The sequence below is a fragment of the Nitrospirota bacterium genome (assembly GCA_040752355.1).
In the GTDB taxonomy this organism is placed as follows: Bacteria; Nitrospirota; Thermodesulfovibrionia; order Thermodesulfovibrionales; family Dissulfurispiraceae; genus JBFMCP01.
In genome coordinates this window covers 15,023-39,688 of sequence record JBFMHE010000023.1, presented here as the reverse complement: position 1 = coordinate 39,688, position 24,666 = coordinate 15,023, and the positions used below count along the sequence as shown (strand labels likewise).

At 60.4% G+C, this 24,666-nt stretch carries 20 protein-coding genes; 6 read left to right on the top strand and 14 right to left on the bottom strand.

Going from position 1 to position 24,666, the window contains the following annotated elements; all coding sequences use genetic code 11:
• Positions 1-62: 62 nt before the first annotated feature.
• From AB1805_14680 to nrfH, 3 genes are all read right to left on the bottom strand, one after another.
• On the bottom strand, positions 63-551 hold the full coding sequence (locus AB1805_14680) for a choice-of-anchor V domain-containing protein (GenBank protein MEW5746672.1): 489 nt from the start codon (positions 549-551) through the stop codon (positions 63-65).
• A 106-nt stretch (positions 552-657) separates the two neighbouring features.
• Positions 658-2,124: an ammonia-forming cytochrome c nitrite reductase subunit c552 gene (locus AB1805_14675; protein ID MEW5746671.1), complete on the bottom strand. Its 1,467-nt coding sequence runs from the start codon at positions 2,122-2,124 to the stop codon at positions 658-660.
• A gap of 36 nt (positions 2,125-2,160) precedes the next feature.
• Complete coding sequence (gene nrfH / locus AB1805_14670; GenBank protein ID MEW5746670.1) at positions 2,161-2,643, bottom strand: cytochrome c nitrite reductase small subunit; 483 nt, start codon at positions 2,641-2,643, stop codon at positions 2,161-2,163.
• 208 nt (positions 2,644-2,851) lie between these two features.
• Between nrfH and argS the strand changes: the two genes are divergently transcribed.
• From argS to AB1805_14650, 4 genes are all read left to right on the top strand, one after another.
• Complete coding sequence (gene argS, locus AB1805_14665) at positions 2,852-4,495, top strand: arginine--tRNA ligase (protein MEW5746669.1); 1,644 nt, start codon at positions 2,852-2,854, stop codon at positions 4,493-4,495.
• 134 nt (positions 4,496-4,629) lie between these two features.
• On the top strand, positions 4,630-5,388 hold the full coding sequence (locus AB1805_14660) for a hypothetical protein (GenBank protein MEW5746668.1): 759 nt from the start codon (positions 4,630-4,632) through the stop codon (positions 5,386-5,388).
• Positions 5,389-5,622: 234 nt separating this feature from the next.
• Entirely contained in the window at positions 5,623-6,714 is a 1,092-nt protein-coding gene (locus AB1805_14655; GenBank protein ID MEW5746667.1) for a hypothetical protein, read from the top strand.
• Between the two features lie 46 nt (positions 6,715-6,760).
• Complete coding sequence (locus AB1805_14650; GenBank protein MEW5746666.1) at positions 6,761-10,126, top strand: M20/M25/M40 family metallo-hydrolase; 3,366 nt, start codon at positions 6,761-6,763, stop codon at positions 10,124-10,126.
• 55 nt (positions 10,127-10,181) lie between these two features.
• Here the strand turns inward: AB1805_14650 and AB1805_14645 are convergent, their stop codons facing one another.
• The 4 genes from AB1805_14645 to AB1805_14630 all read right to left on the bottom strand — a co-directional run bounded on the left by AB1805_14645 (position 10,182) and on the right by AB1805_14630 (position 12,635).
• Positions 10,182-10,838, bottom strand: a complete 657-nt coding sequence (locus tag AB1805_14645; protein ID MEW5746665.1) for a phosphoribosyltransferase — start codon at positions 10,836-10,838, stop codon at positions 10,182-10,184.
• Between the two features lie 36 nt (positions 10,839-10,874).
• Positions 10,875-11,264, bottom strand: coding sequence for a DUF2267 domain-containing protein (locus AB1805_14640; protein MEW5746664.1), 390 nt, complete (start codon positions 11,262-11,264; stop codon positions 10,875-10,877).
• A 35-nt stretch (positions 11,265-11,299) separates the two neighbouring features.
• A complete protein-coding gene (locus AB1805_14635; GenBank protein MEW5746663.1) occupies positions 11,300-11,758 on the bottom strand; it encodes a hemerythrin domain-containing protein in 459 nt (152 codons plus the stop codon).
• 253 nt (positions 11,759-12,011) lie between these two features.
• Positions 12,012-12,635 carry a trimeric intracellular cation channel family protein gene (locus AB1805_14630; protein ID MEW5746662.1) on the bottom strand — a complete coding sequence of 208 codons (624 nt, stop codon included), beginning with the start codon at positions 12,633-12,635 and terminating at the stop codon, positions 12,012-12,014.
• 195 nt (positions 12,636-12,830) lie between these two features.
• Here AB1805_14630 and AB1805_14625 point away from each other — a divergent pair, with 195 nt between their 5' ends.
• Positions 12,831-13,220: a hypothetical protein gene (locus AB1805_14625; GenBank protein MEW5746661.1), complete on the top strand. Its 390-nt coding sequence runs from the start codon at positions 12,831-12,833 to the stop codon at positions 13,218-13,220.
• Between the two features lie 10 nt (positions 13,221-13,230).
• On the opposite strand, the gene AB1805_14620 is transcribed toward AB1805_14625, so the two are convergent.
• The 7 genes from AB1805_14620 to AB1805_14590 all read right to left on the bottom strand — a co-directional run bounded on the left by AB1805_14620 (position 13,231) and on the right by AB1805_14590 (position 22,449).
• Entirely contained in the window at positions 13,231-15,912 is a 2,682-nt protein-coding gene (locus tag AB1805_14620) for a DUF3458 domain-containing protein (protein MEW5746660.1), read from the bottom strand.
• A gap of 223 nt (positions 15,913-16,135) precedes the next feature.
• Positions 16,136-16,990 carry a dihydropteroate synthase gene (gene folP, locus AB1805_14615; protein MEW5746659.1) on the bottom strand — a complete coding sequence of 285 codons (855 nt, stop codon included), beginning with the start codon at positions 16,988-16,990 and terminating at the stop codon, positions 16,136-16,138.
• Positions 16,991-17,048: 58 nt separating this feature from the next.
• Positions 17,049-18,908, bottom strand: coding sequence for an ATP-dependent zinc metalloprotease FtsH (gene ftsH / locus AB1805_14610; GenBank protein MEW5746658.1), 1,860 nt, complete (start codon positions 18,906-18,908; stop codon positions 17,049-17,051).
• Between the two features lie 79 nt (positions 18,909-18,987).
• Positions 18,988-19,698 carry a ribonuclease PH gene (rph, locus tag AB1805_14605; GenBank protein MEW5746657.1) on the bottom strand — a complete coding sequence of 237 codons (711 nt, stop codon included), beginning with the start codon at positions 19,696-19,698 and terminating at the stop codon, positions 18,988-18,990.
• A gap of 82 nt (positions 19,699-19,780) precedes the next feature.
• Complete coding sequence (gene murI / locus AB1805_14600; protein ID MEW5746656.1) at positions 19,781-20,581, bottom strand: glutamate racemase; 801 nt, start codon at positions 20,579-20,581, stop codon at positions 19,781-19,783.
• Positions 20,582-20,642: 61 nt separating this feature from the next.
• Positions 20,643-21,284, bottom strand: a complete 642-nt coding sequence (locus AB1805_14595; GenBank protein ID MEW5746655.1) for a GerMN domain-containing protein — start codon at positions 21,282-21,284, stop codon at positions 20,643-20,645.
• A gap of 31 nt (positions 21,285-21,315) precedes the next feature.
• Positions 21,316-22,449, bottom strand: a complete 1,134-nt coding sequence (locus AB1805_14590) for an N-acetylmuramoyl-L-alanine amidase (GenBank protein ID MEW5746654.1) — start codon at positions 22,447-22,449, stop codon at positions 21,316-21,318.
• A 234-nt stretch (positions 22,450-22,683) separates the two neighbouring features.
• On the opposite strand from AB1805_14590, the gene feoB reads away from it, so the two are divergent.
• Positions 22,684-24,666: a ferrous iron transport protein B gene (feoB, locus tag AB1805_14585; protein MEW5746653.1), complete on the top strand. Its 1,983-nt coding sequence runs from the start codon at positions 22,684-22,686 to the stop codon at positions 24,664-24,666.

Genomic DNA, 24,666 nt, shown 5'->3' with positions numbered 1-24,666 from the left:
CCGGTCCGCCTTGGCGGACTGTCGAGCTTTGAACGACACATCACTGATCATTAATGCCGGGATCATTGCGCCGGCTTTATGGTATACACGGTGCTGCCTACCTGATCGCCGGCGGGCGAAAAATCCCCGTTTGCCGCCATTGCCATGACGCTGATGGCCGCTGTGGTCTTTTGGGCGGGTGCCTTCCAGGCGAACGCCCACTTCCTCAGGCGCGACCCCTGCTGCGTGTGGGTCACTATGGCTTCGCTTATCTGGGTATTCCTCTTATCTCTGACGATCAACTCCCCTGCCGAGGCTACGACGGCAAATCCGCCCGCCACCTCGCCCAGGCTCTGCTGCCCGCCGGCGACCACTACGGTGAGCTGGTAGACCCTGCCGGGAGCATAGGCCTTCGGGATTCCCTCGATGCGCACCATATCGGGCGCCATGTCCCCGACATGGCAGGTGATACACTCGAACGTGGGAGCGCTGTTGTTGTACCCGTGGCCGGCAGAGACCCCGATGCCCGCCGCGGCGAGCACCAGTACCGCAAAGAGTAACGCTTTTCTCATGAAACCCCCTTACGATGCGCACTAATGCCCGCCGGCTGCCGGCGGGCATTAGTGCGATTGAAGTCAGTCGGTCTTGTTTACCGCGCCGCTCTCTCGAAACAGCGCGTTAGAATGTCTGCTGAAGCCCCGTCGGATCCTTGATCTCGAGCTTGGGATCGGCCTTGAGCTTCTTTGTCCCCCTGTTATCGAGGTACTTCTTCAGCTCGAGGTCGACCTTGATCGGGACATTGACCCCGGCCTTGGTCAGCGCCTGCCTGAGGAGGGCCTCGGCCTTTGTCGCATACGCGGTCGAATCTCCCAGGATCCTCAGCGTCTCGGTAGGATTATGGAACCCGACCGAGTTCTCGGCCCCTACATACAAGGTCCGGTAGAACGCCTCTTCATAGTAGTCTTTGGCCTTGTCGTACAGCGCCTGGTCGATCACCTTGCCTTCGGCCTGCGCCTTGTGCGCGGTCTCGAAGAGCTTCGCCACGGTCGCCGTGGCATAGCCTGACCGTATCATCTGCGACACGGTCCTGTCCTGGATCGCGACGACCTGCTCCTTGAGCCACTCGGGGCTCTCCGTGTGGCACTGCATACAGGCTTTCATATCGTTCTTCAGCGGACTCGTTATGCGATGATCGGAGACTTTGCTGGCGCCGACCTTCGTGTACGGCATATGGCAATCCGCACACGCGGCCCCCGCCTTCCAGTGTACGCTGTTGTTCGAGTAGAGCTCGAACTCGGGATGGCGGATATAGGCCATCTTGAAGCCGGTCACGTTCTGCTTCCACTCTTTGTAGGACTCGTCGCTCCGTATCTTCTTTATGATGTTCTCGACCGTAATGTTGCCCCACGTGCTGCCCTGCCACGGGAAGAACGCGCCTATGGACTTCATGTCCTTGTCCTTCGGGATGTTGTAGGTGACATGACATTGCGCGCAGACGACGCTCCTCATCTCCTGGCGCGTCAGTTTTGCAGGATCGACGCCCATATCCTTGAGCGCCACGCCGAGTGTGAATTCGCGCGCGTTTCTCAGGGACATGTCCTTATTGTCATGGCAGTCGATGCAGGCGACCCCGAGCATCCTGTTCTTCTCGGGAATCTTGTTCAGCACTTCATGGTAAGGGGTCTTGTAGTAGTTTACTCCCATCTCCTTCTCGAGCCCGACCGCATAAGGGCTCTTGCAGGTCAGGCAGACGCCGCCCGCCTTTGTCCTCGACTGGTCGATCTCGACCTGGTCTTTCACCATGTACGCATGGCCGCGGGGCTCGTTGTACTCGACACCGAAGCCCCAGCCGTTGAACAGCAGGGCCATGTAGGGGAACTCGGCGAGCTTGTCGTAGGTGATGTTATCGGCATCGAAGCCCTTCTTGTACTTGCTCTTCCCCGCAGGGGTAGGCTCTTCGGTCTTCTTCCAGAGCTCGTACTCGGTCGGGTACGCCTTGCCCCACACGGCGGGATCGATCTCGCCGTCGGCGATCTTTACCGGCCTTACCTGCTCGCTCTTGGGCGGATTGCAGCCGTACAGGAAGAGTACGGCGACCGCTGCGGTCATCGCCATGATAAGCAGTACGTAGTGTTTCCTTCTCATAGGGTCATCTCCTTTGTAAGGTTTTGTCGTTTCTCGCTAAAGCGTTTGCATGGCGCCGCTGCGCTTATGCACAATCCTCCGGTGGCACTCCCAGCAGTTCCGGTCCTGGTTGATCATCGATACGGTGCTCTCGTGGCACCGGACGCAGTTGGTCTGCAGTACCTTCGAACCATGGGAGGTCAGCGTAATCCTGTCGGGAACTCTCCCTGAATAGAACACCGCAACATCCTTGAAGCCGTCGATCGCCTTCCATACGTAATGGGTAGTCGTGTTCTGGTTCGGCAGATGGCAGTCGACACACTTGATTCTCCTGTGCGCACCGGCATGCGCCCACGCCTCGTACTGGTCCTCCATCACGTGGCATCCTGCGCAGAAATCAGGGGATTCCGACTTGGCGAGCAGCTTCGGCGGGCCGAGCAGGAGAAAGAGAAGCACCGCAGCTCCCGCGATTACAACAATGATAAGGAGCTTTGCGGACATAAGCGACCTGGTTTTTCTTGCTCCTCCTGGCTCTTCCATTCTTTCACCTCCTCAACGTTGTTTTTTCGAGTCTTGTCTTCCCATAACTTTAGACCTCATTATGATTCTAAAATCATTTAAGGTAAATTTGGCGTTAATACATGTTAATTTTCTGTAAATTCTCCCGCCTCTCACTCCGCCGTCCCCTGCCTGCCTCGTGCGCTCTTCGGTTGACAAGCGGTAACCGAGGCGCTTAAACTTAAAGGCTATGGAAAGGACGTTGAGAGAGCTGCTCGAGAAAGCGGGAAAAGCCCTTGTCGGCGAGGAGCCTGCATCGGTCGAGATCGAGACGCCCCGGGAGGAGCGGTTCGGCGACCTCTCGACCCCCTTTGCCATGGGGCTCGCCAGGCAGCTCAAGCAGCCGCCGCGGAAGATCGCCGAGGCGCTCGTCGGCGCCATCGAACGGAACGATATCTTCGAGAGGATCGATATCGCCGGTCCCGGGTTCGTCAATTTCACCTTTACCCGGACCTTCCTCGGCAGCGAAATGAGGCGTCTCATCACAGAGAATGCAGCGTTCCTGAAAGAGGATGTCGGGAAAGGGAAAAGAATACAGATCGAATTCGTGAGCGCCAACCCCGTCGGTCCGATGCATCTCGGCCACGGCAGGGGCGCTGCGCTCGGCGCCGCTCTCTCCAATCTCCTCGAGGAATCGGGCTTCGCCGTCGAAAAGGAGTTTTATATTAACGATGCAGGACGCCAGGTGAAGCTGCTCGGGCAGTCGGTATTTGCGAGGTATAAGCAGGCATCAGGAAAGGAATCCCCCCTTCCCGAGGACGGGTACAGGGGTGAGTACATCATCGACCTCGCCGGAGAGCTCAGGGAGCGCTACGGCGATGCGTTCGCGGAAAAGGATTTTGCTGAGGTCTCTCAACTGATCATCGATTTCTCATACCTGAGAATGCTCGATGCAATGAAAAAGGATCTCGAAGACTTCGGCGTCGTCTTCGATACCTGGCAGAGCGAGAGAGCGCTTTACGCCGATAACGAGGTCTCCGCAGCAATCGCCGACCTGAGGGAACGCGGGTACATTTACGAGGAAGAGGGCGCTACCTGGTTCAGATCGACCGCTTTCGGCGATGATAAGGACAGGGTCATCATAAAGAAAGACGGCGAGTATACCTATTTCGCTCCCGATATCGCCTATCACCGGAAAAAAATCCGGAAAGGGTTTGATGAGCTTATCGACATATGGGGCGCCGACCACCACGGCTACATCCCCCGGATGCAGGCGGTCATTCAGGCGCTCGGGTATCCGAAGGAGAGCCTCCGCGTGCTCCTCGTGCAACTGGTATCGCTCCTCAAAGGAGGCCAGCCGGTGCGCATGTCGAAGCGCGCCGGGGAGTTCATCACCCTTCGCGAGGTCATCGATGACATCGGCGCCGATACCACGAAGTTCCTCTTCCTTACGCGCCGTTCCGACAGTCATCTCGAGATAGACATCGACGTGGCCAAGGCGCAGTCCGCGGAGAACCCCGTTTATTATGTGCAGTATGCCCACGCACGCATAACCAGCATCTTCGAGAAGGCGAAGGAGACCGGCCCCTTCAGCGATCGGGCATTGGCCGCCTTTGACGAAGCGCTGTACAATGATGAGGAACTGCGCATCATTAAAAAGCTGCTGCTCTATCCCATGATGTTCAAGAACGCCGCCCTTGTCCACGAGCCGCATCGCATTACCTTCTATCTCCAGGAGCTGGCGGGCATGTTCCACCCCTATTACCACAAGCATAAGGTCGTATCCGACGATGCGGGGCTGACCAAGGCCCGGCTGGCGCTCTGCAGAGCCATTCAGATCGTGCTCCGCCACGGGCTGGGGACCCTCGGGGTCTCGGCGCCGGAGCGGATGTAGCGCACTGCTCACCTCCTGCGGCTGCATCTTCTTGAGCGTATATAGGTTCTGTGCTACAAATTGAAGTAAGCGGATGTACCACGTCCGCGGTGCGGGATCTCCACGCGAGGAGATCCCTCAACAGGAGGTGTTGAATGAGGAAAACAGCAAAGAGGTTCTATGGCAGCATCGTTTTTTTCTCCGTATTCACGATGGCCTTCAGCGCGTACGCCCTCGACGGCTTTGACTCGAACGCCGTTGACGGATTCGGCGGCAGTATCACTCAGACGGCTCCGGCACAAGATACCCTTGACGACAGCCGCGGCGCAGCCCCCTCACCCGGTGCCGGTGCGGAGCAGACGCGGGTGGTCGGCGGTCTGGCAGGGCTTCCGGTGGTCGATGATGCGGGGACGGCCTTTATCGTGAGTCATTCGATCAGCTCCATCAACACCGTGATCCTCAACAGCAATACCGTGAGCTCGGCGCTTTCGGCGATTACCCCGGCAGGACAGAAGACGACGCTCACCCTGGGCGGTATCTCGTCGGCACCCGTCATCACCGGTCCAAGCCTGGTAGCGACTGCATCGCTGCCCGATACCGACGAGTTCAGGGTGATCCAGGATTTGGGAGGGGCGCAGGAAAACGAGCGGTCCGTTCTCTACCGGGTGCCGCTGCCGCTCTCGGCGACCGCCCGGCCGGAGGCGGTCGTGCTGGAAGGCGCCTTTGCCTCGGCCCCGCGGGTAGAGGACAACCGCATCTACGTGGTAACCTCCGATTCGATAAGCCTCCTGAACGGCAGCGGCCCGCTCGCACAGGCACTGGGAAACGTTACCTTCAATCAGGGACAAGGGAATTCATTTCTCTATATCTTCGATAACAACTTCAGGCTCCTGTCGAAGACATCGCTCACGTAAAGCAATGAGCAGCGCCCCGGACTCTTATCGGTCCGGGGCGCTTCCCGGCTGCTCTCTTCAAGCATGCCATCATCGGCAATCCTTTCCCCCTCCTCGCAGACCGCAAGAGCTTATTGAAAAAAGTCGGCCCGACGCGCTAACGTAAAGGAACGTGCAGCAGCATATCTTGTCGCGCCTGCCTGAACGCGAGGGGGCCTGAGCCTGAGAACAAGCCTGAGAGTAAGGAGGAGGGAAATGATACCTGATCGGTTGCTATGCAAGGGGAAAAGAGCCGGCGTTTTCGTCACGCTGATCGCACTGGCGTTAGGCGGATTCATCGCTGCCGGGATCGGTACGACCGCGGAGAGCACCTCGGTAGACCGCCATATGAAGAAGGTCACCCAGCTTACCTTCGACGGCGATAACGGCGAGGCCTACTTCAGCGCGGACAGCCGGAGGCTCATCTTCCAGTCCAACCGGAACGGGTATGCGTGCGACAAGATATGGACGATGGATATCGACGGCTCCGACAAAAGGATGGTGAGCCCTGATCGCGGCGCCCACACCTGTGCCTTCTTTTTTCCTGACGGAAAGAGGATAACCTTTGCTTCGACGAGCCATCTGCCCGGCGACTGCCCGCCGAAGCCGGAGACAGGGTCGCACTATGTCTGGCCGCTCCATCCCTACGATATCTTCGTGGCCGACAGTGACGGGAGCAGGCTGAAAAGGATCACCGACAACCCCGGCTACGATGCCGAACCGATCGTCTCCCCGGACGGCGGGCAGATCGTCTTCGGCTCGCAGCGCGAGGGCGACTTCGATATTTATATCATGAATGCCGACGGGTCGAATGTGCGCCGCCTGACCGATCGGCCAGGATACGACGGCGGGCCGTGGTTCTCGCCCGACGGGAAGAAGATCGTCTGGAGGGCCTGGTACCCCGAGACCGAAGAGGACAAGGCCAAATGGCGCGACTGCATGGAGAAGAACTATATCCTCCCCTTCCCCCTGGACTTATGGATAATGGATGCCGACGGATCGAACAAGATGAGACTGACCAAGAACGGCGCCACGAACTGGGCGCCCTCATGGCATCCCGACGGCAAGCGCATCATCTTTTCGAGCAACATGGACGACTGGCGCGAGGACATCAAGAAGTTCGGGCACAATTTCGAGCTCTATCTCATCACCAGGGACGGCAGCGGCCTCGAGCGGCTTACGTTCAACAACACCTTCGACAGCTTCCCCATGTTCTCTCCCGACGGGAAGAAGCTCGCCTTCGCCTCGAACAGAAACCCGCAGAAGCCGCGGGCTACGGATATTTTCATCGCCGACTGGGTTGAGTAGAACAACGGGCCGCCGCGCCGGCGTATCATCATCCGCGAGGGTATTTATGCAATACATAGTGTTCCTGGGAACAGCACTGCTCTTTGGCGTGATGCTCGTCCTCCCTGCTGCAGGTGGCGAAGCAGCGGCGCGGCAGGGTGCTCTCATTCACCACGACCTCACCGTAACCCTGCAGCCAGAAGAGCACCGTCTTTCCGTGAAAGACACGATAACGCTGCCTGAAAATCATTCGGGCGCTCTCCGCTTTCTCCTGCACAGCGGCCTCGCGCCCTCCTCTCCCACGCCGGGCGTGCGGGTCGTCCGCGAGGCAGCCCCGAAAGGAGCCGTTCCTCTCGAGAGGTTTCGCGTCGAGGCGCCTCCCGGAACAAGGGCCTTCGTGCTCGCCTACGGCGGCAGTATCCACCATCCCCTGGAGTCGTACGGGAAAGAGTATGCACGGGGCTTCCGGGATACGCCGGGCATCATCGACGAAGAGGGGGTCTATCTCTCCGGCAGCTCCTACTGGTACCCCGCCTTCGATGAGGAGCTCATTACGTTCAAGGCCGCGGTAGAACTGCCCGGTGGATGGGATGCGGTGAGCCAGGGCGCGCGCACCCTGCATAATAAAGAGAAAAACGCGACCCGGGTGCAGTGGGATTCTCCGGAGCCCCAGGACTCGATATACCTGATCGCTGCGCCCTTCACCGAGTATTCACAGCAGACGGGACGTGTCACGGCAATGGCATTCCTCCGCACTCCCGACAGAGAGCTCGCGAATAAGTATATCGAAGCGACGTCCCGCTACATCACCCTGTATGAAAAGCTCATCGGCCCCTACCCGTACCGCAAATTCGCCCTCGTCGAGAATTTCTGGGAGACCGGCTTCGGCATGCCCTCCTTTACGCTCCTCGGGCCGAAGATCATCCGCTTCCCCTTCATCATCACGTCGTCCTACCCCCACGAGATCCTCCATACCTGGTGGGGCAACAGCGTCTTTCCCGACTACCGGTCGGGCAACTGGTCAGAGGGATTGACCGCCTATCTCGCCGACCACCTCATCAAGGAGCAGCAGGGCAGCGGCGTCGAGCACCGCCAGACGACGCTCCAGAAGTACACCGATTATGTCCTTACCGAGCGGGATCTTCCGCTGACCGAGTTCCGCTCCCGCCACAGCTCTTCTTCGGAGGCGGTCGGCTACGGTAAATCGCTCATGGTCTTCCACATGCTCCGCAGGGAACTGGGGGATAAAGCCTTCACCGCCGGTCTGCAGGAGCTGTACCGCTCGTACAAATTTAAAGCAGCGTCCTTTTCCGATCTCGGGAAGAGCTTCGAGAAGAGCTCGGGGAGAGATCTGAAGTCCTTTTTCGATCAGTGGGTCACCCGGCGGGGCGCGCCGCAGATCGCGCTCGGGAAGGTGCAGGCGAAGAAGGAGGGGAGCGGTTATCTGCTCACCTTTTCGGTCGATCAGCTCCAGGAGGGAAAGGCCTATCGCCTGAACATTCCTCTTGCCGTAACACTGGAAGGCCAGGAGCGCGCCTACCAGACGACCGTCACCGTGAGCAAGAAGCGGTCCGTGCTGTCGCTTCCGGTACCCGCCCGCCCCGTGCGGCTCGATCTCGATCCCGAGTTCGATCTCTTCCGCAGGCTCGATCTCGACGAGATCCCTCCCGCGCTTTCGCAGGCCCTCGGGGCCCGGAAGATGCTGATCCTCCTCCCCGCGTCCGCCAAGGCGCCGCTGCTCCGGGGATACCGCGATTTTGCAAGAATGCTCGCAGCCTCGGGACCTGATACGGCAGAGATAAAGCTCGATACAGAGATCGGGAAGCTCCCTGCCGACCGCGCGGTAGCGGTCGTCGGCTGGGAGAATCGTTTTGCAGCGGAGGCGCTCAAGACCATGGAGCGCTATGGCGCATCAGCGCAGGGCAACGGTATTCGCGTAGAAGCAACCGATATTCCTCGCGGCAACCATGCGGTCGTACTGACGGCGCGCAATGCGAAGAACAGCAGTATGGCCCTCCTCTTCATAGCCGCCGATACCGTGAAGGCGCTGCCCGGCCTCGGCCGGAAGCTCCCTCACTATCACAAGTACAGCTATCTCGGCTTCGAGGGCGATGAGCCCGTCAATATAGCGAAAGGCCGGTGGCCGGTCGTCGATTCGCCGATGACCGTCTTTCTGCCCGGCAGGGGTGGCGCGGTAAAGCGGGTGGAACGGGCCGCGCTCGCCGCCCGGGAACCGCTGGCAGCGCTGCCGAAGGTCTTCTCCTCAGAGCGCATGATGGAGACGGTGCGGTTCCTTTCGGGCGACGAGCTCAAGGGAAGGGGTTTCGGCTCCGAAGGGCTCGAACTGGCGGCAGCGCACATCGCCGAGAGGTTCAGGGAGGCGGGACTCATGCCGGGAGGAGAGACTGAAGAGAGCTATTTCCAGACCTGGAGCGAACGGGGGGGAGAGCCCGAAGCCGCGGCATCGCTCAGGAATGTCGTCGGCATCCTTCCCGGAAAGAGAGCGGAGTGGGCCGGCCAGAGCATCGTCATCGGTGCGCACTACGACCACCTCGGCCTCGGCTGGCCCGACGTGCGGGAGGGCAACAAAGGGAAAGTACATCCCGGCGCCGACGACAACGCGAGCGGCGTGGCGGTGCTCCTGGAGCTGGCCCGCGTGCTCGGCAGCAGCACGAATCCCGACCGGACCGTCATTTTCGTCGCCTTCAGCGGCGAGGAGGCGGGCAGAAGAGGATCGAAGCAGTATATCGCCCGGCAGCAACGCTTTCCTGCTGCATCGTCCCGGGCCATGATCAACCTCGATACCGTCGGCCGCCTGGGGAAGAGGAAGCTGCTGGTGCTCGGCAGCGATACGGCAAAGGAGTGGCTCCCCATCGTCAGGGGCGCCGGCTTTGTCACGGGAATCGAGATCGAGGCGGTTGCCGAACGGCTCGACGCGAGCGACCAGGTGAGCTTCGAGGAGGCGGGCATTCCCGCGATACAGCTCTTCAGCGGACCGCACCCCGACTATCACCGTCCCACCGATACCGCTGACAAGACCGACGCAGAAGGGCTCGTGAAGGCGGCATCGGTAGCAAAGGAAGCGATCGAATACCTCGCCTCCCGTCCGGAGCCGCTCACCCCGGCCGACCGTAAGAGAGGAAGCGAAGCTGCGGAGGCGAAAGGAGAACGGCGGGTGAGTCTCGGCACTATCCCGGACTTCACCTTCAGCGGCGCCGGGTGCCGCCTCTCGGGAGTCGTGCCGGGCTCGGCTGCAGAGATCTGCGGTCTGAAGGAGGGCGACATCATTATACGCATCAACGCAGCCCCGGTGAACAGTTTGAAGGACCTTTCGAATGTGCTCAAGTCCCTCAGCCCGGGAAACCGTATCGGGATCATCTTCCTGCGGGAGGGAAGAGAACATAGCGTCGATGCCGAAGTGGCGCCGAAGTGAGATTCCCGCTGGAGGAGCTACGCGGAATAGCCTTGGGCAGGACCCGCTCTCTCCCTTACCCGTTCCGGGCTGCGCTGAGGGCCATCGACTCCTGCAACAGCGCGACCACCTCCTCATCGGTCACCTGGGTGAAATCACGGTAGTAACTCCCTACGGACATGAACGAGAGGGGCGTTTCCATGCAGATGAACTCATCGGCCATATGTTTCAATACCTCCGCCGTCTCGGGCGGGGCAACGGGAACGGCAACGACCATGCGGCCGATCTCCTCTTTCCGGAGGGCGGTGATCGCCGCTTTCATCGTCGCGCCCGTGGCGACGCCGTCGTCGACGAGAATAACCGTCTTGCCGCGGAGCCCGGTAAGGGAAGCGCCGCCCCGATAGCGCTCGATCCTGCGGGCTATCTCTTCATTCTGCCGGGAGACCTCGGCCTGGATATACTCGTCCGTAATGGTGAACATCGAGATGATATCGTGATTCAAAACGACCGTACCCGTCTCCGCAACCGCTCCTATGGCAAGCTCCGGCTGGCCGGGAAAGCCGAGCTTTCGCACAATGATGATATCGAAGAGCGCATTGAGCCGGGAGGCGATCTCGGAGCCGGTGACCGCGCCGCCTCGCGGAAGAGCGAGCACCAGGACATCATGCCGGTCCCGGTACTCCTTCAGCCGTTCGGCGAGCTGTACTCCCGCATCCCTTCTATCATTGAACACGATGGATAATCCCTCTCTCGCGCAACCGGCGGGCGCTCATGCTGCTCCCACCGATACGGGCTTGAAAAGCTCGTGAAACTCCTTCGGCAGCTCGGAGAGCACATCCTTGATCTCGCCCGAGCTCACCGTCTCGGTCATCATCGCTAAAACGACCCGTGCATGCTTCTCCGCCAGGTCGCGACCGATGCCTTCCTTTTCTCCGATACGCCTGAAGAACTCGTCGAGCTCGAAGCGCTGGGGGCCCCGCTCCTTGAGCAGGCACGCCTGGAGCTCAGCCGGAAGCTGCGCTGCAAGGTCTTCTGCCTCGCCCCTGACCAGCCGCTGGCCGAGCACCTCGAGGGTGGCACTGATAGCCCTCATCGTCTCACCAGTCGAATCGATGCCGGTAAGGCTCTGCACCCTCTTAAGGAATTCATCGAATTTCATCGTCTCCTCCTTTCCTGATCCTGCTTCCGTTCCGCTTACCGTGATGAAGCAGCCATATGCTCCTCTTTGATCTCCATCACCCGGTTGCCCATAATGCCCCGCTGGTCGCTCCCGAGCAGGTCCTCTGCACGCTCGAAAATATCGTCCTCCTCCTCCTCGATATGCTGCTCCACGCTCTTTCTCAAATCCTTGAGCCGGTCGTTCCACCGCTCGCCCCTCGGTATGCGTCCGATATCGGTCAGGAGGAGCTTGACCCGCCGGTGCTCCTCCAGGGCGTCCTGTATCATGGGACGGGTATCCTCGTCCTCGCTGAGCAGCGGATAGAAGACATCCTCCTCGCCCAGCATGTGCATTTCGAGCTCCTGCCGGAGCTGGTTGAAAACATGTTCCTGCCTGCCCTGTTTTTTTGTCCCCCGTTCCATGATCTGATCGAGCTCATCGAACAGCATCAATGCGCTTTCATGATCTTTTTTCAGCAATGCCAGAATATCCATCAGTACCTCCTCTTGTACGAAAGATGCCCCTGCCCCCCTTGCGTAAAAACGCCGGGACGCGCCACTGCCGGAGATATCCAGAAGCTGGACACAAGCCGTTCCGGGTAAACGGGTGCAGCGCGCGAGGATTCGTTGGAGCAGCGTGAGCGGTTCATACGAAAGAGAGGATGCGAAACGCCTCTCTAATAAAATTGGAGCATAGGGGGATGCAAAATGCAAGTGCGCGGGAGTTCCTCCCGGGTGAGGGGCCTCCTCACTCCGAAAACGGGAAGGTGGGCAGGGAGAGCTTCCAGTGTATGGCGGCAAGCCGCAAGACCAGGATGATCGCTGCCGCAGCAATAATGACCACGCGCTCGGAGGCGACCACGGGAGAGAGCAGCGCAAAGGCGGCGGCGCCGCAGAGCGACGCGGTAGCATAGATCTCGGTACGGAGGATGAGCGGGATCTCCCCCGAAAGCATATCCCGTATCATGCCGCCGGCAACGCCGGTCATCACGCCCATGATCACGCTGATGAGGGGTGCGATATCGAGGCCGAGCGCCTTGCGGACCCCGATGACCGTGAAGACGGCAAGCCCGAAGGCATCCGCCACCTTGAGCAGCTTGCCGAGCGGGCCGAGGAAGCGGGCCAGCGCAAAGGTCAGGATGGAGGCGACAGACGCTACGACGATATACGTCGGGTCGGCGATCCAGAAGACCGGGTGCGCTCCGAGGATGAGGTCGCGCAGAGTTCCGCCCCCCAGCGCTGTTGCGAGAGCGAGCACCACCGCGCCGAAGAGGTCCATCCTCTTTTTCCCTGCGGCCAGGGAGCCGGTGACGGCGAAGACGACGACACCGAAGAGGTCGAGCAGGTAAATTACAGGGATAGTATCATGCATGCCGTTACCGTAGTGAACCAGACGCCCCGGATTATTGCAAATCCCCTGCGGAAGCACCGGCAGCCGCCCGGTGATCGCCCTTTGATCTCATTGAAGATCGCCCGTCCTTTGCCCTATAATGGAAGTAACGCAGCGCCCTTCCCTCACCTCAACCGGCAGGGGATGCGGCGATACCGAAGGGTCATGGAGGATACTATGAGAACAATCATCGCCCTCATTCTCTCGCTTGCTGTCCTGTTCACCTCGACGCTCTCTTTTGCCGCTGACGGGGGGGCAGGCTCGATCATGGCAGATACGCTCATCGTCAGACCGGTGGGGATCGTCGCCATCGCCGTCGGCACCGCAGTGTTCATCGCCTCTCTGCCTTTTGCTCTCATAAGCGGCAGCACGGAGAACGCCGCCCGCCAGCTCATCGTCGCCCCTGCCAAGTTTACCTTCACCAGGCCGCTGGGGAATTTCGACCCCGTCGAGTACTATGAGAGGCCCCTCCCTGCTGCTCAGCCGGTGAGGCCGCCGGCAGCACCCGCCCCTGCGCCGCAGCAGCCTGCAGCGCCTCCTGCCGCGCCGCAGGCAGACGCCGGATAACTCCACACTCTTACGGGGCAACACTCGCCAGATACGTCCTCGCCTGGCCGTAAACAGCCGGGCTCTTCTCGGGCGAAACGTTCCCGACGATACGCTCCAGGGCGTCCGCTGCCTTCCCCCGGAGCGCGGGCTTCAATGACCGGACGTGCTGAAAGGTGGTGAGCAGCCGCCCCGTCGTCGTTGCATTGATGGGGGCCAGCTCTACCACCGTTGCCGCAACCCACGCGATGCCCCGGTCTGTCCAGACCATCTTGTTGTTTGCCGCCATGGGGAGGAACAGCGCCCTGCTCCATGTGGGCTGGGTAATGTCGAACCCTGGACGCCGCTTTTCGGCCTCGATCATGTCGAAGACATCCTCACGGGTCCCGCTCGACACGATGCGAAGGTAATTGGCGTAGCCGCTCAGATGGTGACGCCACTTCTCGTACACTTCTTCGAGCGCTTCCCTCCGCCGGGGGGCCGAGCTCCGGTTGAGGGCGAGGAGCGCTGCAACACGATCAGTGGCCGCAGTCGCCGCAGCGAAATGCTCATGGATAAGGCGATGGCTCTCAGGAGAGTCGTCGATAACGATCAGATCGAGCAGCACGTTCTTGAGCATGCGCTCTTCGATGCCGCTGCCCGGTGAGGCGGCAGGCGCAGCCGAATAGGTATCGATGCGCCGGAACTCCCTGACGAGCCGGTCGCGATAACGGCGGTTCACCGCCTTCATGAGTGCTTCCCGTGCGGCGACGAGCTCCTGGTACCAGGTGCTGTAGGCGCGGTTTACCGGCTGCTCGTCGATGCGGAGAAAGTACGCCTTGAGCGATGCAGGCAGAGCCGGATCGGCGAGGAATTCGCCGTAAAGATCGAGCCACGCCGCGCTCACGTCGCCGATAGTCCCCTTATCCAGGCTCTCGAGGAGGGCGATGCGCTCCTGGTCAGTCAGCTGCCGCATCGCATCGATCCGGTTGTAGACATCGGGGTCGAGCCGCGCCTGGGCTATCCTCGCCTCGGGCGACGCGTTCTCGTGCTGAAAGGTGCCGTAGAAGGAGTAGCCCCGGTTCATCGAGGCGAATGCAGGCGCCTCGTCGACCCGCTCGATCAGCAGCTCCGCTTCGCTCTCTTTCAGCTGGAAGACCTGATGCGTTCCCGGCATATCGCGCCCCTGCCGGTCTACGAGTGCGAGCTCGAGGGGGAGATGAAAGGACTGCTGGTCCTGTTTCACCGCCTGCCGGAAGCGGATGCGGCAGCTCTTCGACGACGGATCGTAATGGGTCGTGGCGCTCACCTTCGGATAGCCGATGATATAGAGCCACTGCCGTTTGAATTGTTCGAGGGAGATACCCGAGGCCTCCTCGAAGCAGGCGAAGAACTGGTCCGTCGTGGCGTTGCCGTTATGATACCGCGTGAAGTAGAGCGTCTTGCCCTTGATGAAGTCTTCGGCGCCGATGACGAGGCGGAGCATCCTGATCACCTCGGCGGCCTTCACATACGTGACGCTGTCGATGAGCTCATCGGGGTCGTTGAATCCCTCCCGGACGATCCTCCCGGCATGCCCTGCGTCCTCGATCGCCAGGGGGCCGAGGAGAGGATTGCGGATGCTGTCCACCTGCTGCAGGCGCACGAAGGAGGGAGTGAAGACATCGGCCATGAACTGGCGCTCCACATCCACGGTATAGGCTTCGTTGAGCCAGACATCGAACGGCGTATCCATGGTCGTCTCGCTGCCGCACTGGTTGTGCTCGAATTCGTGCACGATCACCGCATGGGCGTAGAGCAGCGCCGTGTCGAGGGTATGCTCGTTGATGAGCGCGGCGTCGGTGACGATCGTGGTGTTGCCGACGTTCTCCATACCCCCGAAATTCGATTTGTTCATGCAGATGGTGCGATAGGTATCGCCGGTGTATTCGTAATCCTGGGTCCTGCCGACCCAGAGCACCGACGCCTTCAGTATCTCCATGGGTACGCGCACCTCGTCGACCGCGCCGGGGGGCACGAGGTACTCGAGGCGCACCGTCCTCCCCGACGGATAGGTGACGCTGTCGACGAGGGTGTCCCAGGTCCCGGCGCAGGCGATGAAGAGATAGGGCGCCATCGGGAGCGGATTCTCATAGGTAATGACCTGCCGTTTCGGGTCGCCCGGCTTGGGCGCCGGCCTTCCCCCGGGATTCGTGCGGCGGCTGATGTTGCCGTTGCTGATGAGATGGGTATAGGCGCTGTCCGCTTCGAGGGTCGTCGTCATGGTGCACTTCGCACGGCAGTCGTCGAAGATCGGCATGATGCGCTGGAATCCCCACTGCTGGCACTGTGACATATACTGCTGCGGCTTGCCGGGAGGTGTCGCATCCCTGTATATCCCCTCCAGGAGGTGATCGGAGGGAAAGCAGCGGGTCTTCGTCCTCACGAAGAATCTCTCCCCGGGCGCAACCCTCTGCGGCAGGAGCACGACCAGTTTGTTCCTCTCCCTCTGGTAGTCGTAGCGCAGGGGGGTCCCCTGCCGGTCTTCGGGGCCTGTGACCTGTTCGACAGAGAGGATCTCGAGGCTGTTGGCGTCGAGAGGGAGCTCGCTGAGCTCCTGCCGCGCGCTCATCTCGAGACAGTTGGTCGCCTCGACGGAATCGCTGAAGAAGCTCAGGGAGATCGTCAGATGGTGCAGCGTCACCGGAAGCGGGCCGAAGTCCTCGCGCCGGTACTTGAAATCCCGTTCGGTCATAAGCGCTCCTTTCGGATGAAAAATAGCACTACGGCATGGAGTGATCGGCTTTCGTCGGACGTGAATTAGCCGTTTGCTCCAATTCGATATCTGAGAGAGAATATGCAGCCTTCAGGAATGACCAAGGGCGTGGGGCAAGACCCTGCTTTGCCCCTAGAGAACCCAGACACGTCCGACGAAAGCCGATCACTCCATGCCGTAACCCGGACATAGTGAAGGTATGTCAGGCCGTGACAGGCATCCGCATTCTCGTTATCGCATCGGCGACCTTCGCGACCTTCGCCATCTCCTTCACGTCGTGCACCCGGACTATATGCGCTCCGTTGGCTATCGAGATCGCGACCGCTGCCGCCGTGCCTTCGACCCGCTCCGCTGCGGGGGCGTTATCGAGTATCTTGCCGATAAAGGCCTTTCTCGATACTCCCATGACAATCGGTCTTCCCAACCCGGAAAATTCACGCAGTCTGTTGAGGATTTCGAGGTTATGGTCAAAGGTCTTCCCGAACCCGATCCCGGGATCGATGAGGACCATCTCCTCCGGAATGCCGGCATCGCCGGCGATGCGTATCCCGGTCCTGAGGTAATCCATGATCTCGGGGATGAGGGCCTCGTAAACAGGATGCTGCTGCATATCCTCCGGTTTCCCCTTGATATGCATGAGCACGACCGGGACGCGGGCGGCAGCGACCACCTCCGGCATAGCGGGATCGAACCTGAGGCCGCTGATATCGTTCACCATCGAGGCCCCGGCGTCGAGCGCGCGCCGCGCGACCTCCGCCTTGCGGGTATCGATCGAGAGGGGGACGGTGATCTTCCGCGCAACAGCCTCGATGACCGGCACGGTCCGCCGTATCTCTTCATCGACCGGGACCGGCTCCGAGCCGGGCCGCGTCGACTCACCGCCGATATCGAGGATATCCGCACCGTCCTCTATGAGCCGATAGGCATGATCCACGGCCCGCTCCCGGTCGAAATAGCGGCCGCCGTCGGAAAAGGAATCGGGGGTGGCGTTGAGCACCCCCATGATATAGGTCTTCTTACTGAAGTCGAGGCAGAAGCTCGCCCACGAGAGTTTCATTCTGTTTACCGGGGCAGATAGAGATTCTCTCTCAGCTTCACCTGCCCCGGGCCTGGGACTACGAGGCGCTGCCCGCAGGAGACTCCAGGAGTCCGCCGCCGAGAGCGCCGAGGGGCTTCCCCGCACGCTCCGCTTCTATCAGCCTGTCGATATCCTGTCCGTCCACCGTCTCCTTTTCGAGGAGGGCCTGCGCCAGCGCCTCGAGGAGTCCGTAGTTCTCCTTCAGGACGCCCTTTGCGCGCTGATAGGCCTGGGTGACGATCGCCCTGATCTCCTCGTCGATATCGATAGCGGTCTTTTCGCTGTAGTCCTTGTGCTTCGCGATCTCGCGGCCGAGGAAAATCTGCTCGTCCTTCTTGCCGAAGGTGAGCGGACCGAGCTTCTCGCTCATGCCCCATTCGGTGACCATCTTCCGCGCGAGCTCGGTCGCCCGCTCGATGTCGTTCCCTGCGCCGGTAGTCATATGGTTCAGGGCCAGCTCTTCCGCAGCCCTTCCGCCGAGCAGCACCTTCAGGGTCTTCTCGAGATAGTCCCGCGAATAGGTATAGCGGTCGTCGATCGGCAGCTGCTGCGTCACGCCGAGCGCCCTTCCCCGCGGGATGATGCTCACCTTGTGGATCGGGTCGGTGCCGGGGGTCAGCTTGGCGACGAGCGCATGGCCCGCCTCGTGATAGGCGGTGTTCTTCTTCTCGTCCGCGCTCAGCACCATGCTCCGCCGCTCGACGCCCATCAGGACCTTGTCCTTGGCGAACTCGAAGTCGTGCATGTCGACCTTGTCCTTGGACTTGCGCGCCGCGATGAGGGCGCCCTCGTTGACCAGGTTGGCGAGGTCGGCGCCGGAAAAGCCCGGCGTTCCGCGGGCGATCTTCTCGAGGTCTACATCGGGTGAAATGGGGATATTCTTCGTGTGCACCCTGAGTATCTCGAGCCGGCCCTTCACATCGGGAGTCGGCACCACGATCTGGCGGTCGAACCGTCCCGGCCTCAGGAGGGCGGGATCGAGCACGTCGGGCCTGTTCGTCGCCGCGATAATGATAACGCCCTCATTGCCCTCGAAGCCGTCCATCTCGACGAGGAGCTGGTTCAGGGTCTGTTCCCGCTCGTCGTGGCCGCCGCCGAGCCCCGCTCCGCGGTGCCGCCCCACGGCATCGATCTCGTCGATAAAGATGATGCAGGGCGCGTTCTTTTTTGCCTGGTCGAAGAGGTCCCTCACCCGCGAGGCGCCGACGCCCACGAACATCTCGACGAAGTCCGAGCCCGATATCGAAAAGAAGGGGACCCCCGCCTCGCCCGCAATCGCCTTGGCGAGGAGCGTCTTTCCTGTTCCGGGAGGGCCGACCAGCAGCACGCCCTTCGGGATCTTGCCCCCGAGCTTCGAGAATTTCTGGGGGTCCTTCAGGAACTCGATGATCTCCTCGACCTCCGACTTCGCCTCTTCCACGCCGGCCACGTCGGCAAAGGTGATCTTCACCGCCTTGTCCGAGACGAGCTTGGCCTTGGCCTTGCCGAAGGACATGGCCTTGTTGCCCCCCATCTGCATCTGGCGCATGAAGACGACCCAGACGAGCACGAGGAAGATGATGGGTCCCCAGGAGAAGAAGAAACTGACATACCAGGGGTTTTGATCCGGCGGCTTGGCGGTTATCTTTATACCTTTGCCACGCAGCTCCTTCACCATATCGGGATAGTCCGCCGCATAGGTCCTGAACTTGCTGCCGTCTTTCAAGCGCCCGGTTATGTGATTCTCCTTGATCGTGACCTCCTCGATATCCCCTGCCTCGACCTTGGCGATGAAGTCGGAAAAGATCATCTCTTTTTCGGTCTTGGGCGGCACGTTGAAGAGATTGAAGAGAAGGATCATGGCCATCCCGATGAGCAACCAAACAAACAGGCTTTTATACATACTCTTACTTTGCATCGTTCATCTTCCTTTATCTTCTTTACTGGCTACGTTATGCACGAAAGGTACATTTTTTCTTTATTTTACCATATCTATACTAAACTATCCCTTTCTGGAGGGCGATCAGCTCACCTATGCCTTTTTCGGCCAGGGACAGCATCGTGTCGAGCATCTGCCGTGAAAAGACCTGCGACTCCGCAGTGCCCTGTATTTCAACGATCTTTCCGCTCCCGGTCATGACGACGTTCATATCGACTTCGGCGGCGGCGTCTTCGGCATAGCAGAGATCGAGCCGCGCCTCGTTCTCGATGATCCCGACGCTGACAGCCGCGAGGAAATCCTTTATCGGGCTCTTGTCGATCATGCCTTTTGCCATGGCATACTTTATGGCATCGCTGAAGGCTACATAAGCACCGGTGATCGATGCCGTCCTCGTGCCGCCGTCGGCTTGAATGACATCGCAGTCCATCCATACCGTCCGCTCTCCGAGCAGCCTGAGGTCGACGACGGCCCTGAGCGCCCTGCCGATCAGCCGCTGGATCTCCTGGGTCCGCCCCCCCACTTTACCGGATGTGGACTCCCGCATCATTCTGTTCTGTGTCGACCGGGGGAGCATTCCGTACTCAGCGGTGACCCACCCCTTCTTCTGGTCTCTCAGGAACGGCGGCACCTTTTCCTCTATCGATGCGGTGCAGATGACCCGCGTCTTGCCGACCTCGATCAGCACTGACCCCTCTGCCGTAGCAATGAAATTCCGGGTGATCTTCACCGCTCGCAACTCGTCATTCCTTCGTCCGTCGGGCCTCATTCACACCTCCGTTGCAGGTACCGTATTTACTGTAAAAGTTCCTGAATCCTGTGGTTAACGTATGCCTCGACAACACCCGGCACTATAACGATATCTTGTCTATGTCCTCGATCCTCTTCTGCAGGAACCGCTCGCCGACGGCGATGAACTTATCCGGCGAGTCGGTCACGAAGAATCTCGTCGGGGCCGGGTCTCCGCTCGGCCCGAGCAGGTCCGTGTCGGCGAGCATGCGCTGCACCACCAGCGCCGTCTCGACAGCGGAATCGATCAGGCGGACCTCTCCCATGACCTCCTGGATGACGCCCTTGAGCAACGGGTAATGGGTGCAGCCGAGAACGAGCGTATCCACTTCCTTGTCGACCATGCCGGACAGGTACTTCTCCACCACCATACGGGCGATGGGGCCGTCGGTCCAACCCTCTTCGACAAGGGGGACGAAGAGCGGGCAGGCCATGCCGAAGGCCTCCAGGTCCTTATCCAGCGCCTGAATGGCTTTGACATAGGCGCTGCTCCGTATAGTGGTTTCCGTTCCTATGATGCCGATCTTGCCGCTCCGCGTCGCTGCTGCCGCGGCCCGGGCACCGGGCTCGATGACGCCGATCACGGGAATCGAAACATTCTCACGGATCGAAGCGAGGCTGATGGCGGACACCGTATTGCAGGCTACCACGAGGAGCTTTATCTCCTGCTGTATCAGGAACCCGCTGCACTCGAAAGAATAGCGCGTTACGGTCTCGGGAGAGCGGATGCCGTACGGGACGCGCGCCGTATCGCCGAGATAGATGATACGCTCCTGCGGCAGTATCCGGGATATCTCCTTGAGGACCGTGAGACCGCCGATGCCTGAATCAAAAATACCTATGGGGGCTGAACAGTTCTTCATGGATGCTTGTTCGGCGCGGAGAGCCCGCATCCCCTGTCCTCGATCATGACCGGCGTACGGGTCACGAGCTCGCCGGGTGCTGCGGGGTATCCTCGTTATGCTCCTCTTTCACTAGTTCTTTCAGCGGAGAAAGGATGCTGAAATGTCCTCCGGCGCTCTCGACCTCTTTTCCCTCTATCAGCAGCCGGACATCTTCGACTCCGATGACGTTGGTGACGATCGTATCGAAGAGGGAGCCGAGCAGGGTATACTCTTCCCGTGCATCCCCCGAGAATTTTCTCCGGAAATCATCGGAGAGGTCGACGTAGAGCGTATTTCTCCTGTCGCGGTAGACGCCGAGCACCTTGATGTCCCGGGGGCCGTTCTTCAGCCGCTTGAAATACTCCGCAAGAACGGTCTCGGCCATCTTCACCGGTACCGGGTTGTTCGGGACCTGCACCTCTTCCACGGCGACACTCCCCGCCGAGGGGGTGAATATCTTGACCGGGACGGCATCGGTGTCCGCGTGCAGTCCGGCCTCTCCCCCGGCTTCAGGACCGGCGGCAGCGCTCCCGTGCGGCCTGGACAGCCCTTCGCCCTGCGTCAGGACCGACAGGGGGCCTGCACTGCCGGGCGAGAAGTAGTACTGCGTGGCAAGCCACCCGGCAGCGCCTGCAACGATCAGGAGCACTACGGCGATGACTATGTATTTCTTGTTCTCCATAAGCGGCCGTCGCGAGCGACCTCTTGTCCCCCTACCCCTGGCTCTGGTTCATCGGGACCGCTGCGATGCCGTGGAGGATCGCCTTGATAAGCCTCGCCTTGTTTTTCCCGTCGTAGCTGAACCGCTCGGGGCTGGGGAGCTCCACCAGGAGCGCCGGCGCCGCAGTATGCGTGAGGAGCGGCAGCGGGAGCCGCTCATGCCGGGCCTCTACCTTGCACTCGCTCCTGACGCTTTGTACGAGCGCCCGGGCGAACGCCGCAGCCGGGTCGCCTTCGGCCGTCAGCAGCCTCTTCTGAACACCGCCAGCCTGCCCCCCCGCCCTCTTCGCCGCCGTGTAGACGACCAGCTCGTTCCCGGAGGCGACATGGAAACTGATCAGCAGCTCGGGCGCCTTCTGCTGCGCTATCCTGACCCGCTCCCGTATCGTCATGACCTGGTCTCCTTTCCGGGTAAGGGAGACCTTCTTCGCCTTCTTGCCCAGCACCGCGGCGAGGTCTCTCGCAAAGGAGAGTGCGATATCCTTTTCAGCGGCCTTGCCGAACTGCATGCCGCTGTCGAGACCGCCATGCCCTGCATCGATAACGAACGACGAATACGGAATATCGAGCGCCTCGATCACACCAGCGGCGCTCTCGACCATCCGCTCGCCTGCGGGCCGCTCTGCAGGCGCTGCGGGCGCGCTCGGCGCAGGAGGCGGGGCGGCCTGGACCGTGTAGGCGTCGATGACGAGGCGCGAGGGCGCCGAGAATTTCGAGACACTGATATCATCGAGCCCGTCGATAACGATCACGCAGTACGTCCCCCCTGCCGTGATCCTGACTCCCTTCTCCGCCTCATGGGGTATCTTGCTCCCCGGCGGCAGGGTCTTCTGGGAAGCGCCTTTCTGGACCACTCTGAAGGCGACGGGCGAGGGGAAGACCACTTTGACGGCGCTCTCTCCGGAGAACATCACCGAGGCATTCTGCACCTGCTCTTCGGTCGCTTCGAGCACAATCCGCATGAAGCCGGGATGTTTGCCGATGCGCACCGTCACGGCCCCGGCAGCGCCGGAAAGGCCCTTCGCCGGCCCCCTGGGAGGGTCCTGGGCAGTCGTTTCAGGGGCCAGAACGGCTATCGTGAAAAGCACGGCAAGAAGACGGAAGATGAGCGCCTGCGGTTTAGACATCGTTTATCCTTAACTTTATGGCTTTTTCCCCGATATTCACTGCTCTTTCGGCATAACGGCAAATTGCAAGCAGTAACAACACCACTCTAGACAGGATACAGGATACCGGTCGCAGAAGACAAGATTGGACCGGACCGGCATTTTCCGCTTGATTAAATCATCGTACCTTTTCTACAATTGTAATTGAGATTTATTCTCACTGGATTGCGTTCCCGGATTCCTGCAGGAGGCGTTTTGAAAGCAGAGGCAGCAGCGGTAAAGGCGAAGAAGCAGCACGGCGAGCTCGAGAAAATTGCGCTCATCGGCAATCCCAACGTGGGCAAGAGCGTTATTTTCGGCCTCCTCACCGGCAAGTACGTGACCGTGTCCAATTACCCGGGGACGACCGTCGAGATCACCCAGGGCAATATCGCCCTCGACGGTAAACGTCTCGTCCTCGTCGATACCCCCGGCGTCAACAGCCTCATCCCCATGAGCGAGGACGAGAAGGTGACGCGGGATATCCTCCTGACCGAGGCCCCCTCGGCCGTGGTGCAGGTAGGGGACGCAAAAAATCTCAAGAGGACCCTCATGATAACCCTCCAGCTCGCCGAGATGGGCATTCCGATCGTCCTCGACCTGAACATGGTCGATGAGGCGATGGACAAGGGCATTACCATCGATACCGAGCGGCTTAAGCAGATGCTCGGCATCAATGTGGTGAGCACCATCGCCCCGCAGCGTAAAGGGATCAAGGAGCTGCGGGAATCCATGCTCTCGCCCGGGAGGCCGACGGTCCGGATCACCTATCACCCGGTCATCGAGGACTATATCGAAAAGATCGGGCGGCTGCTCCCCTCCGCTGCCGTCTCGCAGCGGTCCCTTGCGGTGATGGTCCTTTCCGAAGACGAGAGCCTGCGGGACTGGCTGAAAAGCAATCTCAAAGAGGCCGCCCTCCTCGAAATAGAAGCGCTCCGCGACGAATGCAAGCTCGCGATGAAAGAGCCGGCAGGCTACGTGATAAACAAGGCCCGCATCGAGGCAGCGGAAGCGATCGTCGGGAGCGTCGTCAGAAAAGCGGGGCCGGAGGGAGGCAAGCTCCTCGCCCTCATCGGCAGGATCAGCATGCATCCGCTCTACGGCATTCCGCTCCTGCTCGGCGTGCTCTACGGCATCTACCAGTTCGTCGGCGTCTTCGGGGCCGGCACGCTCGTCGATTTCTTCGAGGAGACGCTCTTCAACGGCTACATCAATCCGATGGCGACCAAGGTGGTGCAGCTTCTGATTCCCATCGGTATTGTTCAGGAGCTGCTCGTCGGAGAGTACGGGCTGATTACGGTCGCCCTCACCTATGCGATCGCGATTATCCTGCCCATTACTGCGACCTTCTTCATCGCCTTCTCTCTCCTCGAGGACAGCGGCTATCTCCCGCGGCTCGCCATCATGAGCAACCGGGTCTTCAATGTCATGGGGCTCAACGGCAAGGCGGTGCTGCCGATGATCCTGGGCCTCGGCTGCGGCACCATGGCGGTCATGACCTCGCGTATCCTCGAGACCAGGAGGGACCGGATCATCACGACCTTTCTCCTCGCGCTCGCGATCCCCTGCTCGGCGCAGCTGGGAGTCATCCTCGGCATATTGGGGGCGCTCTCGCTCAAAGCGGCCGTCATCTGGATGAGCAGCATCATCGTCATCCTCTTCATCTCGGGCTTCCTCGCCTCGAAGCTCGTTCCCGGGGAGAGGACCGAGTTCTTCCTCGAGATACCGCCGATCCGTATGCCCAATATCGGCAACATCCTCGTAAAGACCCTCGGCAGGATCGAGTGGTATCTGAAAGAGGCGGTGCCGCTCTTCATCCTCGGCACCCTCATCCTCTTCCTGCTCCATAAGCTGAATCTCATCGCGATGCTCCAGGAGATCGCCTCGCCCGTCGTCGTTACGCTCCTCGGCCTTCCCGAGAAGACGACGGAGTCCTTCATCCTCGGCTTCCTGCGGAGGGATTACGGTGCGGCAGGACTCTTCAAGCTCTTCGAGGACGGTCTGCTCACGCCGATACAGGCGCTGGTGAGTCTCGTCACCATAACGCTGTTCATTCCCTGCCTCGCCAGCTTCTTCATGATCATCAAAGAGCGGGGCTTGAAGACGACCCTCTGGGTCATCGGCATCGTTTTTCCCCTCGCCTTTCTCTTCGGCGGGGCACTGAACTGGTTGCTGCGTTATTTCAATGTCGCACTATAG

What these genes read in the sequence shown, in the direction of transcription:
- AB1805_14655 (MEW5746667.1), top strand. Translation starts at nt 5,623, where the DNA reads ATGATACCTGATCGGTTGCTATGCAAGGGGAAAAGAGCCGGCGTTTTC.
- folP (MEW5746659.1), bottom strand. Translation starts at nt 16,990, where the DNA reads ATGAAACTCTCGTGGGCGAGCTTCTGCCTCGACTTCAGTAAGAAGACC.
- AB1805_14595 (MEW5746655.1), bottom strand. Translation starts at nt 21,284, where the DNA reads ATGGAGAACAAGAAATACATAGTCATCGCCGTAGTGCTCCTGATCGTT.
- murI (MEW5746656.1), bottom strand. Translation starts at nt 20,581, where the DNA reads ATGAAGAACTGTTCAGCCCCCATAGGTATTTTTGATTCAGGCATCGGC.
- AB1805_14620 (MEW5746660.1), bottom strand. Translation starts at nt 15,912, where the DNA reads ATGACCGAACGGGATTTCAAGTACCGGCGCGAGGACTTCGGCCCGCTT.
- argS (MEW5746669.1), top strand. Translation starts at nt 2,852, where the DNA reads ATGGAAAGGACGTTGAGAGAGCTGCTCGAGAAAGCGGGAAAAGCCCTT.
- AB1805_14675 (MEW5746671.1), bottom strand. Translation starts at nt 2,124, where the DNA reads ATGAGAAGGAAACACTACGTACTGCTTATCATGGCGATGACCGCAGCG.
- AB1805_14590 (MEW5746654.1), bottom strand. Translation starts at nt 22,449, where the DNA reads ATGTCTAAACCGCAGGCGCTCATCTTCCGTCTTCTTGCCGTGCTTTTC.
- rph (MEW5746657.1), bottom strand. Translation starts at nt 19,698, where the DNA reads ATGAGGCCCGACGGACGAAGGAATGACGAGTTGCGAGCGGTGAAGATC.
- AB1805_14640 (MEW5746664.1), bottom strand. Translation starts at nt 11,264, where the DNA reads ATGAAATTCGATGAATTCCTTAAGAGGGTGCAGAGCCTTACCGGCATC.
- AB1805_14630 (MEW5746662.1), bottom strand. Translation starts at nt 12,635, where the DNA reads ATGCATGATACTATCCCTGTAATTTACCTGCTCGACCTCTTCGGTGTC.
- AB1805_14625 (MEW5746661.1), top strand. Translation starts at nt 12,831, where the DNA reads ATGAGAACAATCATCGCCCTCATTCTCTCGCTTGCTGTCCTGTTCACC.
- AB1805_14635 (MEW5746663.1), bottom strand. Translation starts at nt 11,758, where the DNA reads ATGGATATTCTGGCATTGCTGAAAAAAGATCATGAAAGCGCATTGATG.
- ftsH (MEW5746658.1), bottom strand. Translation starts at nt 18,908, where the DNA reads ATGCAAAGTAAGAGTATGTATAAAAGCCTGTTTGTTTGGTTGCTCATC.
- AB1805_14660 (MEW5746668.1), top strand. Translation starts at nt 4,630, where the DNA reads ATGAGGAAAACAGCAAAGAGGTTCTATGGCAGCATCGTTTTTTTCTCC.
- AB1805_14650 (MEW5746666.1), top strand. Translation starts at nt 6,761, where the DNA reads ATGCAATACATAGTGTTCCTGGGAACAGCACTGCTCTTTGGCGTGATG.
- nrfH (MEW5746670.1), bottom strand. Translation starts at nt 2,643, where the DNA reads ATGGAAGAGCCAGGAGGAGCAAGAAAAACCAGGTCGCTTATGTCCGCA.
- AB1805_14680 (MEW5746672.1), bottom strand. Translation starts at nt 551, where the DNA reads ATGAGAAAAGCGTTACTCTTTGCGGTACTGGTGCTCGCCGCGGCGGGC.